This window comes from Variovorax sp. GW822-FHT04E09 (genome assembly GCF_058800845.1).
The window spans coordinates 78,870-96,029 of the sequence record NZ_JBXAMR010000005.1 but is presented as its reverse complement, the minus strand read 5'-3'; the positions used below and the strand labels follow the sequence as shown (position 1 = coordinate 96,029).

Here is a 17,160-nt window from a genome sequence, read left to right as displayed (position 1 = left end):
TCGCGGCTTAAAGAACCCGCAGCACCTCAAACTGCTGTCGGATTGGAGCGACCTGTATCGACACCTCATCACCCTCGCATTTGCCCAGCATTGCCCGACCCAAAGGGGCTTCGCTGCTGATGACCTGAACAAGCTGAGTGCCGCTGACCAACGTCATGCTGCCTCCATCCGGGCCGAGAAAGAGCTGTTGCTGCTTGTCGTCGGAATCGACCAGGCAGACCAACGCGCCGAGCCGTATTCCTATGCTGGCGTCGTAGGGACGCGGGCGGAATTGGCGCCAATTGGCCATCGCCTGGCGTATGGCTTCGGCGCGCCGAGCTTGGCCGGTGGCCAGGTAGGCGGCTTCGAGTCCCAATGTGTCGTATTTGTTTTCGGCGATGTTCTCTTCATGAGTCGCCGTTTCATGGGCTGCCCGCACTGCCTGTTCGACTTGCAGCAGGTCTTCGGCGAGCCGTTCCAGCACCTGCTGTTGCAGCAAGAATTTATCCATGACGAAAGATCGGTATCTCAAACAAGCGGGGGGCAGATTTTGATTATGAAGGGCTCCAGAAGCCTTCGACGCTTCTGTGGGCTGCAGGTTGACTTCAGCAATGGGCCCTAAGCCGAAGTTCACTCTTCTCCGAAGCAGACCTTGTTTCTTATGCGGAGATTTTGGCCAGGAGGTCCGGGCGTACCTCCTCCGGCGTGAAGGCTCTCAGAATTACTTCCTTGGGCTCGACCGCACCTTCAGCTCGTGCCAAATCCATCCTGGCAATCTGCTCTGGAGATAGAAAGTGGCTCTTCAGGGCGACGGCAACGCTCGTTATCTGAGTACGTCGAGCAAGGAAAGCATGCATCTGCGCGACGGTAAGTCCTATCGCATGACCTGCGGCGACTTCAGCTGCGACATGCACTGTGATGCCAGAACCTGCGTCCACATTAACCGCCGCATTGAACTCGGCAAAGTATTCTTCAAGGTTCATTAGGTGTCCGGTTCTGACCGATAGCGCCAGATGATTCCGGCGTTCAGATTGAGTACCAGATGTAGAGCGATTTCCCAGTGCTTTGCGCCGCTTGTGCCAAGCGTGTGAGGTCTTGCAGAATCGGCACCAGCTCATCAGCTTCATGAGGCACACCGTCGACATCTGCCCAGCCCGCGCTAAGACCGGGTATTGAACCCTGGGGAAGCTGCGCCAATCGACGTGTGAAGTCAGAAGGAAACGCCTCCAGAATGCCTTCACTTTCTTCGGTCATAGGACCTACTTGCAAACCGAACTCTGGATAAGAAAATTTCTTATCGGCTAGAAGAGCCCAAAGAGCCCCGAGTTCAATTCCGGTAAGACCTTTGTGCTCAACCCGCTCTAACGAGCGCAGGTCATCTTCAGAAGATTCATCGTCCGCAAGAAGGCGACTTTCATATGCGCCTGCATCCTCATCAGACGCGACAAAGAAGTCGGTGAGCATTCCCATGGTTGGTTCCTACCTTCGTGATGAAAGACCGTCATGGTGGTCTTTGGACATTGAATGGATAAGCGTTTTGGCCAAATTTAGCTGCCGCAGCGGCCGCCTGCTTCTGGCCGACTGTAGCCGGTCGCGCCGTGTTCCTGAACGGGCCCAAAGTGGCTGTGCGCTGCCCTCCAAAGCGGTCGTTGCAGCCGCCTCTTTGACTATGGGTTAGCTGGTGAATGCCTGCGGATCGACGAGCCGCACACCAGTAAGCTGAGCGAGATCCTTTGCTAAGTCGTCGCTTACCGCGATCTGAAGTATCTCCCGCAGATATGCCAACGGTGCGCCCGCCAAGGGGTCGTCCTTGAGCACCAGTTTCTCCACATCCTCCATCAACCCAAACTCAAAGTGCCGCTTATCGAACACCGAGCGATCGAGGTCCGCTGCGGACTTCTGGATCTTGAGGACGTTGAGGGCGCAGAACTCACCAGGTAATTCCTTGCGCTTGTATGTGGCTTCTAGTGGCAGGTATTCGCATTTGCAGTCGTGCCGCTGCAGCACGTCAACGAACCGTCGAGACACGATGTAGAACGGAACGGTGCGCATGAAGTCTGTCAGCCCTGGCGGGCTTTCACGGTCATCAACCAGGGACACTCGGACGCGCCCCCAAAGTGATGCTTGCGATTGCCCTCGGCACAGGCCATATCCAGGATCGTCAAACAGCCGATTCAGATCTGCTTGATGTGGGCGCGCTTCAGGCCCTGGAACGGTGCTGCGCAGGTCGATGTCGAGTAGCTTGGTCATGCGTCGGTAGCGCCACGTTTGGCTCTGAATCTGCCGGTGTACGCGAACGTCAGGTTATGGCCGGCTCTAGCCGGTCGCGACTCCATCGCGGCGGGGCTCGAAGTCCTCCTTGGAAGCAGCCCCTCAATTCTTGATGAGAGGGATCATGACCCACTCATGTGCAAAGCACTTCTCCACCGAAAACCGGGCAAATGGCCACTTTTTCTGAACAATAAACGTCCACGCCGCATGTGGAGCACGAGCCACCTTGTTCAACCCAATCGTGACCTGTGTAGTGTTCTGATTCTGCCGGATAGGCGACCAAAGCCAGGAAGGCTGGTTCAGCGCGCTGTTCGCCAACGGCCCTGTAGACAAAGCACTCCGCAAGTCGAACGACTGAGCGCCCATCCGCTAAATCTCCGACCGTCCACTTTTCGGCCGCTTCCGCGACGAGCAAAGCCAGTTCCGTCCGAGTGAGGGTCTTCAAGAAATTGAGGGCGGTTACACGATCCATTGCAATGTCCCACTGATTCCTGAGATTGGAGTCGCCGCAGCTTCGCTTCTGTAAGGCTTCTCGGAAAGTCAGCTTCTGGCCGACGGCGGCTGCTCAGCCGGGGCCTTCCAGCTTGGCCGGAAACCTTGGGCCGCTTCCTCGCGAATCCGTGCGAGGGACGATTCCGAACCCATCTCCGCCTCGATTTCACCGATGCAGCCCCAACAGTCCCCGCCGCAATCCAAGGACAGCGGGTCATCCTCTCGACCGAGCTCACGACCACAAATCCGGCAGTTCATTTGATGAATCGTGCCACAAGGTTGAGCGACTGGTTTTGGCCGACTGCAGCCAGTCGCGCTGCCGTCGTGACCGAGTTCGCAGCGGAAAGCCGACGTGATCAGCTCCACTGTCGCTCATAGGCTGCGACGTGCTCGGAAAACAACGTCTCATAGGCCGGGTAGGAAATGCCCAAGACGTTCACCTCGATGCTATCGGGGCCATCGTCGCAGTCCATGATGCGCACGCCAGCACAGGCGAGGACCATTTGGTCTTCTGTTCGCACTGTTAGGGCAAGGTGGGCCTGATCAGCGTGATTCGAAATTGAACGCAGCCCTGTCCATGTCGACCGCATCCGGCACCAGCCCTTCGGGCTTCTGCTTCGCCAGTGCCTGTCGCTCACGAAAGCTCAGTGGTACGCCCCGCACATCCATCTGCAATCCACCGCAGCGGTCGAACCACCAACCCCACAACCGCACTCATCGTGCGCAGGGCATCGGGTACTCCCCGCAGCGAAATCAAGGAGGAGGCCGCAGGCCGGGGGACATTCGCGGAGGGGAGTACCCGGTGTCCTGTGCACGCACCCTGAAGGCCCCCGACCAAGGCCGTCAACACACCGCCACAGCTAAGGAAACCCCCGATATATGAATGATCATTGACCCCCTAGCATCGAGCGCTGCTCGCCTGTCAAGGTGTACGGATCGCGTCCCGGCGTCCGCCCGGTGACCTGGCGCCTGCCTCAGCTGCCCTTTCCTGCGATGACAACTCCTCCCGAGTCCGGCCCCACACTGGACGCCGCCAGTCCCCTCCCCCCCGACATCGAAGCCGCCGACGAACCCACCAAGGTTCCCCTCGCCATTGAAGACTGGCTCACGGTCCTCATCATGGGCGCGCTGGCGCTCATCACGTTTGCCAACGTCATCGTGCGCTACTTCACCGACTCGTCCTTCGCGTGGACGGAGGAGTTCTCGGTGTTCCTCATGATCATGCTGGCGCTGGTGGCGGGCTCGGCCGCGGTGGCGCGCGACCGGCACATCCGCATCGAGTACTTCTCGGAAAGCGGCTCCATGGCGCGGCGCAAGCGCCTGGCCCAGTTCGGCGCGCTGATGATCGCCATCCTGTTCGCGCTGATCGGCGCGCTCAGCATCCGCATGGTCTGGGACGACTACCGCTTCGAGGAAACCACGCCCGGCATCGGCCTGCCGGCCTGGTGGTATTCGATCTGGCTGCCCATCGTGTCGTTCGCGATCGCGGGGCGCGCCATCGGCCTGATGGTCCGCCGTGGCCGCAAGACCAACTACAAGTCTGACGACAACAGCAGCAGCAAGAAGGGCGATGCCAAGTGATCGCCACCCTGCTCTTCGTCGCCTTCGTGCTCATGATGCTGGTGGGCGTGCCCATCGGCGCCGCGCTCGGCCTGGCGGGCGCCGCCTGCATCGCGCTGGCCAACGCCGACGCCCAGTGGTTCGGCCTGCTGGCCGTGCCGCAGAACTTCTACGCCGGCCTGGGCAAGTACCCGCTGCTGGCGATTCCGATGTTCGTGCTGGTGGGCTCCATCTTCGACCGCTCGGGCGTGGCGCTGCGCCTGGTCAACTTTGCCATCGCCATCGTGGGCCGCGGCCCCGGCATGCTGCCGCTGGTGGCGATTGCGGTGGCGATGTTCCTGGGCGGCATCTCGGGCTCGGGCCCGGCCAACGCCGCCGCCGTGGGCGCGGTGATGATCGCGGCCATGAGCCGCGCCGGCTATCCGGCCGCCTACTCGGCCAGCGTGGTGGGTGCCGCGGCGGCCACCGACATCCTGATTCCGCCGTCGGTCGCGTTCATCGTGTACTCGGTGCTGGTGCCCGGCGCCTCGGTGCCGGCGCTGTTCGCGGCCGGCATGATCCCCGGCGTGATGGCCGGCCTGGCGCTGATGATTCCGGCCGTGTGGCTGGCGCGCAAGCACAAGATGGGCGCGCTCGAATCGACGCTGCCGCGCCCGCCGTTCTGGAAGAGCTTTCGCGAAGCGATCTGGGGCCTGGCGGCGCCGGTGCTGATTCTGGGCGGCATGCGCGCGGGCTGGTTCACGCCGACCGAAGCGGCCGTGGTCGCCGTGTTCTACGGCCTGTTCGTGGGCATGTGCATCCACCGGACGATCAAGGTGCGCGACCTGTTCGTGATCTTGCGCGAGTCGGGCGAGCTGTCGGCGGTGATCCTGCTGGTGGTGTCGCTGGCGGGCATCTTCGCGTACTCGCTTTCCACGCTGGGCGTCATCGATCCGGTCACGCGCGCCATCGTGAATTCGGGGCTGGGCGAGTACGGCATCCTGGCACTGCTGATCCTGCTGCTGATCACCGTGGGCATGTTCCTGGACGGCGTGTCGATCTTCCTGATCTTCGTGCCGCTGTTGCTGCCCATCGTGCAGCACTACAAGTGGGACCCGGTGTGGTTCGGCGTGATCCTCACGCTGAAGGTCGCGCTGGGCCAGTTCACGCCGCCGCTGGCCGTCAACCTCATGGTCTCGTGCCGCATCGCCAAGGTGCGCATGGAAGAAACCGTGCAGTGGGTGGGCTGGATGCTGTTCTCGATGTTCGTGGTGATGGTGCTGGTGATCGCCTTCCCCGAACTCGCGCTCTGGCTGCCGCGCAAGCTGGGCTACTGATTTTTTCGATCCATCGACAGTCAAAGAGGAGACCTCTCTCATGAAATTCCGCCGCACCCTGCTGGGCCTTGCCGCCGTCGCCGCCACGCTCGGCCTGTTCTCGACCGGCGCGATGGCGCAGGCCACCTACAAGCCCGAGTACAAGATGTCGCTGGTGCTGGGCCCGCCCACGCCGTGGGGCCAGGCCGGCAAGATCTGGGCCGATCTCGTGAAGGAGCGCACCCAGGGCCGCATCAACATCAAGCTGTACCCGGGCGTGTCGCTGATCCAGGGCGACCAGACGCGCGAGTTCAGCGCGCTGCGCCAGGGCGTGATCGACATGGCCGTGGGCTCGACCATCAACTGGTCGCCGCAAGTGAAGCAGCTCAACCTGTTCTCCATGCCCTTCCTGATGCCCGACTACGCGGCCATCGACGCGCTCACGCAAGGCGAAGTGGGCAAGGACATGTTCAAGACGCTCGACAAGGCCGGCGTGGTGCCGCTCGCCTGGGGCGAGAACGGCTTCCGCGAAATCACCAACTCGAAGAAGCCGATCAAGTCGCCGGCCGACATCAAGGGCATGAAGATCCGCGTGGTGGGCTCGCCCATCTACTCCGACATGCTCACCGCGCTGGGCGCCAACCCCACGCAGATGAGCTGGGCCGACGCGCAGCCCGCGCTCGCCAGCGGCGCGGTCGACGGCCAGGAGAACCCGCTGTTCCTGTTCACCGTGCTCAAGATGCACACGGTGGGCCAGAAGTTCGTCACCACCTGGGGCTACGTGGCCGACCCGCTGGTGTTCGTCGTGAACAAGGAAATCTGGGCCTCGTGGACGCCGGCCGACCAGGCCATCGTGCGCCAGGCCGCGCTCGACGCCGGCAAGCAGGAAATCGCCATCGCGCGCAAGGGCCTGGTCGAAGCCGACAAACCCGTGCTGAAGGACATCGCAGCCATGGGCGTGACGGTGACCAACCTCACGCCGGCCGAGCGCGACGCCTTCGTGAAGGCCACGCGCCCGGTGTACGACAAGTGGAAGTCGACCGTCGGCGTCGACCTGGTGGCCAAGGCCGAGAAGGCCATCGCCGCGCGCGCGAAGTAAGCCGCCGCGCATCGCCGTGGATCGGGGGCGGCATGACAATGTCGCCATGCACACCCTGATCATCGACACGGACCCCGGCGCGGACGACGTGATCGCACTGCTGTTCGCCCTGGCGGCGCCCGAATCGCTGGCGATTCAGGCGCTGACCACGGTGGCGGGCAATGTTCCCCTGGCCAAGACCTCGCGCAACGCGCGCCTGGCCTGCGAATGGGCCGGACGGCCGGAGCTTCCGGTCTATGCGGGCGCCGAGCGGCCCCTGCAGCGCACACCCATCTACGCCGCCAACATCCACGGCCGCGAAGGCCTCACCGGCGTGGCCGTGCACGAGCCCGCCGTGCCGCTGGCCGCAGGCCATGCGGTCGATTACCTTGTCCGTACGCTGCGCGCAGCGCCCGAGCACAGCGTGACACTCGCCATGCTCGGCCCGCAGACCAACCTCGCACTCGCGCTCGCACAGGCGCCCGACATCGTGCGCGGCCTGCGCGAGCTGGTGCTCATGGCCGGCGCGCATTTCAACGGCGGCAACATCACGCCGGTGGCGGAGTTCAACGTGTTCGCCGACCCGCATGCGGCCGAGGCGGTGCTCAAGAGCGGCGTGCCGATCACCATGCTGCCGCTGGACGTGACGCACAAGATCCTCACGAGCGACGCGCGCATCGCGCGGCTGCGCCAGCTGGGCAACCGCGCTGGCGCGATCGTCGCCGACATCCTCGACGCCTACGCGCCGCAGGAGATGGCCCACTACGGCATGCCGGGCGGCCCGGTGCACGACGCCACCGTCACGGCCTACCTGCTGCGGCCCGACCTGTTCCAGGGCCGCCGCATCCACGTCGAGATCGACAGCCGCGAAGGCATGGGCTTCGGCCAGACCGTGGCCGACTGGCACGGCAGCCTGAAGCGGCCCGCCAACGTGCAGTGGGTCGTCGACGGCGATGCGCAGGGCTTCTTCGACCTGCTGACGGAGCACATCGCGCGGCTGCCCTGAGGCTCAGGGCAAGTCCCATGAAAAAAGCCACGCTGCGAACAGCGTGGCTTTTTGCTTGGGGCGCTGCAGCGAATCAGTGCTGCAGGATCTTGTTCAGGAAGTCCTTGGTGCGCGGCTGACGGTTCTCCGGATGATTGAAGAACTCGTCCTTCGGGCAGTCTTCGAGGATCTTGCCGCCCACGTCGATGAAGATCACGCGGCTCGCGACCTTGCGGGCGAAGGCCATTTCGTGCGTGACCACCATCATGGTCATGCCTTCCTTGGCCAGGCTCACCATCACGTCGAGCACCTCGCCGACCATCTCGGGGTCGAGCGCCGAGGTGGGTTCGTCGAACAGCATCACGATCGGGTCCATCGACAGCGCACGGGCGATCGCCACGCGCTGCTGCTGGCCGCCCGACAGCTGGCCCGGGAACTTGTCCTTGTGCGCCATCAGGCCCACGCGGTCGAGCATCTTCAGGCCGCGGGTCTTGGCTTCGTCGGGCGTGCGGCCCAGCACCTTGATCTGCGCGATCGTGAGGTTCTCGGTCACCGACAGGTGCGGGAACAGCTCGAAGTGCTGAAACACCATGCCGACCTTGGAGCGCAGCTTGGGCAGGTTGGTCTTGGGGTCGTGCAGCGGAATGCCGTTGACGGTGATCTCGCCCTTCTGGAAGGGCTCGAGCGCGTTCACGGTCTTGATGAGCGTGGACTTGCCGGAACCCGACGGGCCGCACACCACCACCACGTCGCCCTTGGAGATGTTCACCGAGCAGTCGTTGAGCACCTGCACCGGGCCGTACCACTTGGAGACGTTCTTGATTTCAATCATTTTTTCGGCCATTTGTTTCTCTCCGGTTCAGTTCAGCCACTCAATCAGCGAATGATGGCGATTTTCTTGTGCAGGCGCTTCACCAGCCAGGAAAGGGCGTAGCACATGGCGAAGTACACGACCGCCGCCAGCAGGTAGGCCTCGATCGGACGGCCGAAGTTCTTGCCGGCCGTCTCGAAGCCCTTGAGCATGTCGTAGGCACCGATGGCGTAGACCAGCGAGGTGTCCTGGAACAGGATGATGGTCTGCGTGAGCAGCACCGGCAGCATGTTGCGGAAGGCCTGCGGCAGCACCACGAGACGCATGTTCTGGCCGTAGGTCATGCCCACCGCCTGGCCCGCGTTCACCTGGCCGCGCGGGATCGACTGGATGCCCGCGCGCATGATCTCGCTGAAGTAGGCCGCCTCGAACGCCACGAAGGTGATCACCGCCGAAATTTCGGAGCGGTAGTTCGAGCCGAGCGAACCGAACATCGAATAGAACGACGCCGGCACGAGCAGGAAGAACCACAGGATCACCATCACCAGCGGGATGCTTCGCATGCCGTTGACGTACAGGGCCGCGGGCGCATCGAGCCACTTCTTGCCCGACAGGCGCATGAGCGCCAGGATCGTGCCGAAGATCACGCCACCAATGGTGGCCACCACCGTCAGCATGATGCTGAAGTAGAAGCCCTTGATGACGAAGTTGCTGATGACGTCCCAGTTGTAGAAGGACAGGTCGAGATTCATCATGTCAGTGTCCTCCGCCGCCAGCGCTGGCCGAGACGATGAAGCCCGGCACGCGGGTCTTCTTCTCGATGAACGCCATGAGCCGGTTGATGGCCAGGGCCGACACCACGTAGCACGCCGTCACCGCCAGGTAGACCTCGATGCCGCGCGAGGTTTCTTCCTGCGCCTGCATGGCGAACATGGTGAGTTCGGTGACCGACACGGCGAACGCGACGGACGAGTTCTTGAAGATGTTCATCGTCTCGCTCGTGAGCGGCGGGATGATGATGCGATACGCCATCGGCAGGATCACGTAGCGGTAGTACTGCGGCGTGGTGAAGCCCACCGCCATGCCCGCATAGCGCTGGCCCTTGGGCAGCGCCTGGATGCCGGAGCGCACCTGCTCGGCGATACGCGCCGAGGTGAAAAAGCCCAGTGCCAGCACCACGAGGATGAAGCTCGGCACGCCCTTCATCACGGGGATGAGCGCCGGAATCACGTGGTACCAGAGGAAGATCTGCACCAGCAGCGGAATGTTGCGAAAGAGCTCCACCCATGCATTGCCGAAGCGCACGAGCCACGGACTGTCGGGCAGCGTGCGGATGATGCCGATCAGCGAGCCCAGCACCAGCGCGACGATCAGCGCCAGCAGCGCAACCGACACCGTCCAGCCCCAGGCCGAGAGCATCCATTGCAGGTAGCTCGGATATTCCCCCCCGGGGTCTTGCAGGAAGACCTGCCAATCCCAGTTTCCCATGTGTGTTTACTCCTTCAGCTTCTTTTCGAAAAACCGTCCCTTGAAAAGAAACGCCCACCGCGAAAGGTGGGCGTCCATTCACGCAGCGACGCGCGCTTATTCCTTGGTGACGTACTCTTCGGCCGGCTTGTCGTTCGGGTTGGCCCACGCGTTCTTGGTGGCTTCGCCCAGCGGCAGGTTGATGGTCACATTGGCCGGGGGAATCGGCTTGAGGAACCACTTGTCATACAGCTTGGCGAGTTCGCCCGACTTGGCTTGTGCCTTGATGCTGTCGTCCACGGCCTTCTTGAAGGCGGGGTCGTCCTTGCGGATCATGATGGCGATGGGTTCCACGGCCAGCACGTCGTTCAGGATCTTGTAGTCCTTGGGCGACTTCGACTTGGCGGCCAGGGCAGCCAGGATCGAGCCGTCCATCACGAAGGCGTCGGCACGGCCGGTTTCCAGCAGCAGGAAGCTGTCGGAGTGGTCCTTGCCGTAGACCTCCTTGAAGGTCAGGTTCTCGGCGCGCTTTTGCTTGCGCACGGTCTGCAGCGGCGTGGTGCCGGTGGTGGTGGCGACCGTCTTGTCCTTCAGGTCGGCCAGCGAGTTGATGCCCGAGTTGGCCTTGACGACGATCTTGGTTTCTTCGACGTAGGTGGTCACGCCGAAAGCCACGTCCTTCTGGCGGGTGGCGTTGTTGGTGGTGGAGCCGCACTCGATGTCCACGGTGCCGTTCTGCACCAGGGGGATGCGGTTCTGCGAAGTCACGGGCTGGTACTTGACTTCGAGCTTCTTGCCGGCGGCCTTCTCCAGGTCCTTGATGATGTTGGCGCAGACGTCGTAATGGAAGCCGGTGTACTGGCCATTGCCGAGCGTGTACGAAAGGCCGGAGGACTCACGCACGCCTTCGGTGATGGTGCCCGAGGCCTTGATCTTGGCCAGGGTGTCATTGGCCTGTGCAAAGGCGCCGCTGGTGGCGAGCGCTGCGACAGCCAATGCCAATACTTGTTTTTTCATACGAAAAGCTCCTGAGGGTGACTGAAACAAATAGAACGAAATTCTAGACACTCGCATTTTGCGGGATACCCGGACCAACCCGGTGCATTCCACGGGCATCGCCGCCCGCCTCGCACCGGCCGCGCCCATCGGGGCGCCAGCCTGGTGCAATCCAGACATTTCGCATTGTCCGACTTTCACTAAGCAGCCTTTGTGCCCGGAATTCGGGCGGCTGCGCGTGGCGCAAGCAGCGACCGGCGATCCCCGGCGTGCAACGGCCGAAAAAAACTGCCGCGACTGTAGTGGCGCCGTGGCCGGGCCGCCAATGCTGATTGCGGGGGGTCGTATGCGTGGTGCTTATAGATTGTGCAGCGCACAAATCCACAACCATTCACACTCGCCCGTTCACTGCGGCGGCTGGGTTCCGACCAGGTAGGACCACAGGGCGTCGGCCGTGCGCTTGGGCTGCAGGCTTTCGGACAGCCCGGCCCGGGCCGCCGAGCGGCCGGTGCCGCCCTTCACCGGAACCGGCGCGCTGGGGCGCTCGCGGTAGGCGCGGATTTCCATCTTGGCCTCGAGGCTGTCGATCTCGGGCGGCAGCGCACTCACCAGCTTGCGCGCCTTGATCTCCTTGCGCACCGCGCTTTGCGGCAGGAAGGCGATGCCGTGGCCTTCGAGCGCCATCACCTTCAGGCCTTCGGCCATGTCGGTCTCGTAGACGCGGTCGAGGTGGATGGCGGTGCCCGACTCTTTCAGCAACTGGTCGACCACGCGCCCGAGGTAGGCGCCCGGCGCATAGCCCAGGTAGGGCAGCGGCTGGCCCGGGCGGCCCGGCAGCCGGTAGCGCGGCGCGCCCTCGGCATCGGCCTTGACCCAGGGGGCGACGGTTTCCTCACCCAGGCTGACCATCTCGTACTTGTTGGCATCGAGCTGCAGCGGCTGCGAGGGGTGGTGGTAGGCGATCAGCAGGTCGCAGCTGCCCTCGACCAGCCGCAGCACCGCGTCATGCACGTTGAGCGCGATGAGCCGGCTCTTGATCGGCCCGAAGTGCTCGCGCAGGCTGGTGACCCACGACGGAAAGAAGGTGAAGGCCAGCGTGTGCGGCACGGCGATCTCGATCACATCCTGGCCGGCGGCCGAGTGGCCGCGCAGCATGGCGCGCGTGCTCTGCAGCGACTGCAGCATCTCGATGGCCTGGCTGTAGAGCGTCTGGCCCGCGGGCGTGAGGCGCGTGGGGTAGGAGCTGCGGTCGACCAGGTCGGTGCCGGCCCATCCCTCGAGCGCCTGGATGCGCCGCGAGAACGCCGGCTGCGTCACGTGCCTCAACTGGGCCGAGCGGCTGAAGCTGCGGGTTTCCGCCAAGCTGATGAAGTCTTCGAGCCACTTTGTTTCCATACGCGGCGATTATGCGAGCGCCGCGCCATACTGGGCGCCCCCTCCTTTTCCCGCATGCGCCATGCCTTTCGACGACCTGCCTGACCTCAGCGCCACCGAACTTTCGCGCAAGATCGCGGCCCGCGACGTGTCCTGCCGCGAGGTGATGCAGGCCGCGCTCGCCCGCATCGACGCGCTCAACCCGCGGTTCAACGCCATCGTCTCCCTGCGCGATGCGGCGCAGCTGCTGGCCGAGGCCGACGAGCGCGACGCCGAGCTGGCGCGCGGCGAACGGCGCGGCTGGATGCACGGCTTTCCGCTGGCCGTGAAAGACCTGAGCCACGCCGCCGGCCTGCCGACCTCGATGGGCTCGCCGCTGTCGCCGCGCTCGCCCGCGCGCACCGACAGCCTGCATGTGGCGCGCATGCGCGCGGCCGGCGCCGTGGTCATCGGCAAGACCAACACGCCCGAGTTCGGGCTCGGCTCGCACACCTACAACACGGTGTTCGGCATCACGCGCAACGCCTACGCGCCCGATCGCAGCGCGGGCGGCAGCAGCGGCGGCGCGGCCGTGGCGCTGGCCCTGGGCATGCTGCCCGTGGCCGACGGCAGCGACATGATGGGATCGCTGCGCAACCCCGCCGCCTTCAACAACGTGATCGGCCTGCGCCCCTCGCGCGGCCGCGTGCCCGGCGACCCGGAGCAGGAACTCTTCTTCCAGCAGCTGGGCTGCGAGGGCCCGATGGGCCGCACCGTGGAAGACACGGCCCGGCTGCTGGCCGTGCAAGCGGGTTTCGACACGCGCGTGCCGCTGTCGTCGCCGCACGCCCTGCCCTCGCCCGACGACCTGCAGCTGGACGGCGACGGCCGCGGCCTGCGCATCGGCTGGCTCGGCAGCCTCTGGCCCGAACTGCCGCTGGCGCCGGGCGTGCGCGAACTCGGCGAGCAAGCGCTCGACACCTTCCGCACCATCGGCTGCGAAGTCGAGCCCTGCACGCTCGACGTGCCGCGCGAGCACAACTGGAGCGCCTGGCTGCGTCTGCGCCAACTGCTGGTGGGCGGCAAGCTCGGCGCCTACCTGAGCGACCCGAAGTTGTTCGCCCAGCTCAAGCCCGAGGCGCAATGGGAGATCGAGCAGAGCCGGCACCTGGACGCCGCCTCTCTGTACCAGGCCTCGCACTACCGCTCGAACGTGTACCGCGCGTTCCTGAAGCTCTTCGAGCGCTTCGACTTCGTGGTCGCGCCGACCGCGCAGGTGTTCCCGTTCGACGCCGAGCTGCACTGGCCGGCCGAGGTGAACGGCGTGAAGAGCGACACCTACCACCGCTGGATGGAGATCGTCACGCCCTTCACGCTGGCGGGCCTGCCCACGCTCAATGTGCGCGCGGGCTTCGGCGACGGCGGGCTGCCGATGGGCCTGCAGCTGGCCGGGCCGATCCATGCGGACCTCGACGTGCTGCGGCTGGGCCATGCCTACGACCAGGCCTGCGGCTGGGCGGCGCGGCGCCCGCCGGCCCTGTCCTGATCGAATCTGATCAGATCGGCGTGAGCACGCCGCGCCCCGCGAAGTGCCCTTGGGCGTTCGCGAGGAAGTGGTCCACCGACTTCTGCGTGGCCTCGGGCGACCAGCCTGCCATGTGCGGCGTGAGCAGCACGTTGTCCAGGCCGATGAGCGGCTCGGGGCGCTTGGGTTCGCTCTCGTACACGTCCAGGCCCGCGCCCGCGATGCGGCGCTCGCGCAGCGCCTTCGCCAGCGCCTCGGTGTCGACCACGCTACCGCGGCCGATGCTCACGAGGTAGCCCTGCGGCCCCAGCGCGTCGAGCACTTCGGCGTTGACCAGGTGCTTGGTCGCCGGCCCGCCCGGCGCGGCCAGGATCAGGAAGTCGGCCCAGGTGGAGAGCGACTTCAGGTCGTCGAAGTAACGGTGCGTGGCGCCTTCGCGCGGCTTGCGGTTGTGATAGCCGATGGCCATGTCGAAGGCGGCGGCGCGCTTGGCGATCTTCTGGCCGATGGTGCCCAGCCCCAGGATGCCGAGCTTCTTGCCCGACACGTTCGGCGGCTGCGGAATGGCTTCGCGCCACACGCCTTCGCGGCACAGCCGGTCGAGCGTGCGGAACTCGCGCACGATGCTGATCAGCAGGCCGAAGGCATGGTCGGCCACGCAGTCGTCGTTGGTGCCGGCGCCGTTGGCGGTGGCGATGCCGCGTGCGCGCGTGACCTCGAGCGGCACGCCCTCGTAGCCCGCGCCCATGCAGCAGACCAGCTCGAGCGCCGGCATGGCGTCGATCTCGGCGGGCGTGAGGCCGATGACGCCGATGGTCAGCACCGCACGGAACTTGCTGCCGTGCTCGGCGATGGCGGCGGCGCGCTGGGCGTCGCCGAAGGCGTAGGTCATGTCGTAGACCTCGGCAATCTGGGCCTGGTGGGCGCTCGAGAGGCTGTTGAGCACCAGCAGGGGAATCTTGGTCGACACGTCTGAACTCTTGGGGTCGGTGAAAAGAAAGAAGGGGTGAATGATCGGGCTAGAGCATCGGCACTGCTTCGCTCTTCTGCAAAGCCCACATCTGGGCATAGCGGCCCTGCTGCGCGAGCAGATCGGCGTGCGTGCCGCGCTCGACGATCACGCCCGACTCGAGCACCAGGATCTCGTGCGCCTCGACCACGGTCGAGAGACGGTGCGCGATGACCAGCGTGGTCTTGCCCTGCGCGGCGCTGCGCAGCTCGGACTGGATGGCGCGTTCGTTGGCCGAGTCGAGCGCCGAGGTGGCCTCGTCGAAGATCACGATCGGCGGGTTCTTCAACAGCGTGCGCGCGATGGCCACGCGCTGCTTCTCGCCGCCCGAGAGCTTCAGGCCGCGCTCGCCCACCGTCGTCTCGTAGCCCTTGGGCGTGGCGGCGATGAAGTCGTGGATGCGCGCGGCGCGCGCGGCGCCTTCGACCTCTTCGCGCGTGGCGCCGGGGCGGCCGTAGGCGATGTTGTATTCGACCGTGTCGTTGAACAGCACCGTGTCCTGCGGCACGATGCCGATGGCGCGGCGCACGCTGGCCTGCTGCACGGCGCGGATGTCTTCGCCGCCGATGGTGATGCGGCCCTGCTGCACGTCGTAGAAGCGGTACAGGAGCCGCGCGAGCGTCGACTTGCCCGAGCCCGACGGGCCGACCACGGCCACCGTCTTGCCGGCGGGGATCTCGAAGCTCACGTGCTTGAGGATCGGGCGATCGGGCTCGTAGGCGAAGCTCACGTCCTCGAAGCGGACGGTCGAGTCCGCGCCCGCCAGCGGCTGCGCACCGGGCGCGTCGCGCACCTCGCGCTCCTTCTCCATCAGCACGAACATCTTGTCCAGGTCGGTCAGGCTCTGCTTGATCTCGCGGTAGATCACGCCCAGGAAGTTGAGCGGAATGTAGAGCTGGATCATGAACGCGTTGACCATCACCAGGTCGCCCAGCGTCATGCGCCCTTCGACCACGCCCGAGGTGGCGCGCCACAGCATCAGCACCAGGCTCACGGCGATCAGCAGCTGCTGGCCGGTGTTGAGCATGCTCAGCGTGCGCTGGCTCTTGATCGCGGCCTTGCGGTAGCGGTCGAGGCTGGCGTCGTAGCGCTTCGCCTCGAAGTCTTCGTTGTTGAAGTACTTGACCGTTTCGTAGTTCAGCAGCGAATCGACCGCACGGCTCTGGGCCATCGAGTCGAGCTCGTTCATGGTCTTGCGAAACTGCGTGCGCCACTCGGTCACAGTGACCGTGAAGACGATGTACAGCACCAGCGCCGCGCCCGTGATCCACACGAACAGCGCGTCGAACTTCACGCCCAATATGGTCAGCACCAGCGTCAGCTCGATGATGGTGGGCACGATGCTGTACAGCGACATCGAAATGAGCGAGTGCACGCCGCGCGTGCCGCGCTCGATGTCGCGCGTCATGCCGCCGGTCTGGCGCTCCAGGTGAAAGCGCAGGCTCAGCGCATGCAGGTGGCCGAACACCTGCAGCGCGATGCTGCGCGCCGCGCCTTCGGTGGCCTTGGCGAAAATCAGCTCGCGCAGCTCGTTGAAGAGCGAGGTCGAAAAGCGCAGCAGCCCGTAGGCCACCAGCAGCGCCATCGGCACGACGAGCAGCGCCTGCGCCATGTCGGGCTTGGGCGTCATCGTGTCGACGAGGTTTTTGAGCAGCACCGGCACGCCCACGTTCGCCACCTTGGCCGCGATCATGAAGCCGAGCGCGGCGATCACCCGCCACTTGTACTGCCAGAGATAGGGAAAGAGGCGGCGCAGGGTCGCCCAGTCGGAACGGTCGGAGCGGTCCGGCGGATGGCCGCCAGGCGCATGGGGAGAGGAGGAAAGGGCTTCGCCGCTTCGGCGCATGGGGGACAATCGTGGGTGTTGTTGTTGCTTCAGATTGTGCCCATGTCCTCCCCTTCCAGTGCCGCTTCCGCCGCAGCGGCGGCCGCCGCCACCCTCAAGAGCCTGCCCACCGACATGGAGCTGGTGCTCAAGGTCATCCCGATGCCGGCCGACTGCAACGCCAACGGCGACATCTTCGGCGGCTGGGTCATGGCGCAGTGCGACCTGGCCGGCTCGGTGATCCCGGCGCGCTACGCCAAGGGCCGCCAGGCGACGGTGGCGGTCAACGAGTTCATCTTCAAGCAGCCGGTGCGGCTGGGCGACATCCTCTCGTTCTATTCGAAGCTGGTGCGCGTGGGCCGCACCTCCATCACGGTGACGGTCGAGGTGTTCGCCGAGCGCTTCCGGGCCCAGGGCGAGTACATCAAGGTGACGCAGGCCACTTTCACCTACGTCGCCATCGACGACAACGGCCGCCCCCGCCCCATCGAACAGCCGGCGGCCTGAGCCGCCT

Annotated in this window: 18 protein-coding genes; 6 read left to right on the top strand and 12 right to left on the bottom strand. The window is 64.9% G+C overall.

What is annotated here, in order from left to right; translation table 11 throughout:
- Positions 1–7 precede the first annotated feature (7 nt).
- The 5 genes from AC1RL8_RS20590 to AC1RL8_RS20570 form a co-directional block, all read right to left on the bottom strand.
- The gene (locus AC1RL8_RS20590; RefSeq protein WP_159278620.1) at positions 8–490 is read right to left on the bottom strand and encodes a GreA/GreB family elongation factor; all 483 of its coding nucleotides are present in this window, start codon (positions 488–490) and stop codon (positions 8–10) included.
- Positions 491–638: 148 nt separating this feature from the next.
- Positions 639–962 carry a hypothetical protein gene (locus AC1RL8_RS20585; protein WP_307693916.1) on the bottom strand — a complete coding sequence of 108 codons (324 nt, stop codon included), beginning with the start codon at positions 960–962 and terminating at the stop codon, positions 639–641.
- 43 nt (positions 963–1,005) lie between these two features.
- Positions 1,006–1,449: a hypothetical protein gene (locus AC1RL8_RS20580; protein WP_159278622.1), complete on the bottom strand. Its 444-nt coding sequence runs from the start codon at positions 1,447–1,449 to the stop codon at positions 1,006–1,008.
- Between the two features lie 204 nt (positions 1,450–1,653).
- Positions 1,654–2,229, bottom strand: coding sequence for an imm11 family protein (locus AC1RL8_RS20575; RefSeq protein ID WP_492686349.1), 576 nt, complete (start codon positions 2,227–2,229; stop codon positions 1,654–1,656).
- Positions 2,230–3,098: 869 nt separating this feature from the next.
- Positions 3,099–3,245 carry a hypothetical protein gene (locus tag AC1RL8_RS20570; RefSeq protein ID WP_159278624.1) on the bottom strand — a complete coding sequence of 49 codons (147 nt, stop codon included), beginning with the start codon at positions 3,243–3,245 and terminating at the stop codon, positions 3,099–3,101.
- Positions 3,246–3,735: 490 nt separating this feature from the next.
- On the opposite strand from AC1RL8_RS20570, the gene AC1RL8_RS20565 reads away from it, so the two are divergent.
- The 4 genes from AC1RL8_RS20565 to AC1RL8_RS20550 are packed head-to-tail and all read left to right on the top strand — an operon-like array spanning position 3,736 to position 7,681.
- Positions 3,736–4,323, top strand: a complete 588-nt coding sequence (locus tag AC1RL8_RS20565) for a TRAP transporter small permease (protein WP_095743548.1) — start codon at positions 3,736–3,738, stop codon at positions 4,321–4,323.
- A complete protein-coding gene (locus tag AC1RL8_RS20560; protein ID WP_307635951.1) occupies positions 4,320–5,618 on the top strand; it encodes a TRAP transporter large permease in 1,299 nt (432 codons plus the stop codon). The genes AC1RL8_RS20565 and AC1RL8_RS20560 overlap by 4 nt, the downstream gene beginning before the upstream one ends.
- Positions 5,619–5,658: 40 nt before the next feature.
- Positions 5,659–6,696 (top strand): DctP family TRAP transporter solute-binding subunit, encoded by a 1,038-nt coding sequence (locus AC1RL8_RS20555; protein WP_062471046.1) that lies wholly within the window; start codon positions 5,659–5,661, stop codon positions 6,694–6,696.
- 46 nt (positions 6,697–6,742) lie between these two features.
- The gene (locus tag AC1RL8_RS20550; protein WP_492686350.1) at positions 6,743–7,681 is read left to right on the top strand and encodes a nucleoside hydrolase; all 939 of its coding nucleotides are present in this window, start codon (positions 6,743–6,745) and stop codon (positions 7,679–7,681) included.
- Between the two features lie 73 nt (positions 7,682–7,754).
- Here the strand turns inward: AC1RL8_RS20550 and AC1RL8_RS20545 are convergent, their stop codons facing one another.
- The 5 genes from AC1RL8_RS20545 to AC1RL8_RS20525 form a co-directional block, all read right to left on the bottom strand.
- Positions 7,755–8,492 (bottom strand): amino acid ABC transporter ATP-binding protein, encoded by a 738-nt coding sequence (locus AC1RL8_RS20545; RefSeq protein ID WP_056576214.1) that lies wholly within the window; start codon positions 8,490–8,492, stop codon positions 7,755–7,757.
- A 44-nt stretch (positions 8,493–8,536) separates the two neighbouring features.
- Positions 8,537–9,226, bottom strand: coding sequence for an amino acid ABC transporter permease (locus AC1RL8_RS20540; RefSeq protein ID WP_062471052.1), 690 nt, complete (start codon positions 9,224–9,226; stop codon positions 8,537–8,539).
- A 1-nt stretch (position 9,227) separates the two neighbouring features.
- Positions 9,228–9,959, bottom strand: a complete 732-nt coding sequence (locus AC1RL8_RS20535) for an amino acid ABC transporter permease (RefSeq protein ID WP_062471055.1) — start codon at positions 9,957–9,959, stop codon at positions 9,228–9,230.
- Between the two features lie 96 nt (positions 9,960–10,055).
- A complete protein-coding gene (locus tag AC1RL8_RS20530; protein ID WP_062471058.1) occupies positions 10,056–10,955 on the bottom strand; it encodes an amino acid ABC transporter substrate-binding protein in 900 nt (299 codons plus the stop codon).
- Between the two features lie 384 nt (positions 10,956–11,339).
- Positions 11,340–12,329 (bottom strand): LysR substrate-binding domain-containing protein, encoded by a 990-nt coding sequence (locus AC1RL8_RS20525; protein ID WP_492686351.1) that lies wholly within the window; start codon positions 12,327–12,329, stop codon positions 11,340–11,342.
- 61 nt (positions 12,330–12,390) lie between these two features.
- On the opposite strand from AC1RL8_RS20525, the gene AC1RL8_RS20520 reads away from it, so the two are divergent.
- Positions 12,391–13,833, top strand: a complete 1,443-nt coding sequence (locus AC1RL8_RS20520) for an amidase (RefSeq protein ID WP_492686352.1) — start codon at positions 12,391–12,393, stop codon at positions 13,831–13,833.
- 10 nt (positions 13,834–13,843) lie between these two features.
- Here the strand turns inward: AC1RL8_RS20520 and AC1RL8_RS20515 are convergent, their stop codons facing one another.
- Positions 13,844–14,782, bottom strand: coding sequence for a 2-hydroxyacid dehydrogenase (locus tag AC1RL8_RS20515; RefSeq protein ID WP_492686353.1), 939 nt, complete (start codon positions 14,780–14,782; stop codon positions 13,844–13,846).
- A gap of 49 nt (positions 14,783–14,831) precedes the next feature.
- A complete protein-coding gene (locus tag AC1RL8_RS20510; RefSeq protein WP_492686354.1) occupies positions 14,832–16,667 on the bottom strand; it encodes an ABCB family ABC transporter ATP-binding protein/permease in 1,836 nt (611 codons plus the stop codon).
- Between the two features lie 42 nt (positions 16,668–16,709).
- Here AC1RL8_RS20510 and AC1RL8_RS20505 point away from each other — a divergent pair, with 42 nt between their 5' ends.
- On the top strand, positions 16,710–17,153 hold the full coding sequence (locus tag AC1RL8_RS20505) for an acyl-CoA thioesterase (RefSeq protein WP_070060209.1): 444 nt from the start codon (positions 16,710–16,712) through the stop codon (positions 17,151–17,153).
- Positions 17,154–17,160: the final 7 nt, after the last annotated feature.

Bases quoted from the DNA above. Each gene is read 5' to 3' on its own strand.
- AC1RL8_RS20570 (WP_159278624.1), bottom strand. From the start codon at position 3,245: ATGGTCCTCGCCTGTGCTGGCGTGCGCATCATGGACTGCGACGATGGC.
- AC1RL8_RS20535 (WP_062471055.1), bottom strand. From the start codon at position 9,959: ATGGGAAACTGGGATTGGCAGGTCTTCCTGCAAGACCCCGGGGGGGAA.
- AC1RL8_RS20505 (WP_070060209.1), top strand. From the start codon at position 16,710: ATGTCCTCCCCTTCCAGTGCCGCTTCCGCCGCAGCGGCGGCCGCCGCC.
- AC1RL8_RS20555 (WP_062471046.1), top strand. From the start codon at position 5,659: ATGAAATTCCGCCGCACCCTGCTGGGCCTTGCCGCCGTCGCCGCCACG.
- AC1RL8_RS20545 (WP_056576214.1), bottom strand. From the start codon at position 8,492: ATGATTGAAATCAAGAACGTCTCCAAGTGGTACGGCCCGGTGCAGGTG.
- AC1RL8_RS20540 (WP_062471052.1), bottom strand. From the start codon at position 9,226: ATGATGAATCTCGACCTGTCCTTCTACAACTGGGACGTCATCAGCAAC.
- AC1RL8_RS20525 (WP_492686351.1), bottom strand. From the start codon at position 12,329: ATGGAAACAAAGTGGCTCGAAGACTTCATCAGCTTGGCGGAAACCCGC.
- AC1RL8_RS20530 (WP_062471058.1), bottom strand. From the start codon at position 10,955: ATGAAAAAACAAGTATTGGCATTGGCTGTCGCAGCGCTCGCCACCAGC.
- AC1RL8_RS20520 (WP_492686352.1), top strand. From the start codon at position 12,391: ATGCCTTTCGACGACCTGCCTGACCTCAGCGCCACCGAACTTTCGCGC.
- AC1RL8_RS20580 (WP_159278622.1), bottom strand. From the start codon at position 1,449: ATGGGAATGCTCACCGACTTCTTTGTCGCGTCTGATGAGGATGCAGGC.
- AC1RL8_RS20575 (WP_492686349.1), bottom strand. From the start codon at position 2,229: ATGACCAAGCTACTCGACATCGACCTGCGCAGCACCGTTCCAGGGCCT.
- AC1RL8_RS20510 (WP_492686354.1), bottom strand. From the start codon at position 16,667: ATGCGCCGAAGCGGCGAAGCCCTTTCCTCCTCTCCCCATGCGCCTGGC.
- AC1RL8_RS20565 (WP_095743548.1), top strand. From the start codon at position 3,736: ATGACAACTCCTCCCGAGTCCGGCCCCACACTGGACGCCGCCAGTCCC.
- AC1RL8_RS20550 (WP_492686350.1), top strand. From the start codon at position 6,743: ATGCACACCCTGATCATCGACACGGACCCCGGCGCGGACGACGTGATC.
- AC1RL8_RS20590 (WP_159278620.1), bottom strand. From the start codon at position 490: ATGGATAAATTCTTGCTGCAACAGCAGGTGCTGGAACGGCTCGCCGAA.
- AC1RL8_RS20585 (WP_307693916.1), bottom strand. From the start codon at position 962: ATGAACCTTGAAGAATACTTTGCCGAGTTCAATGCGGCGGTTAATGTG.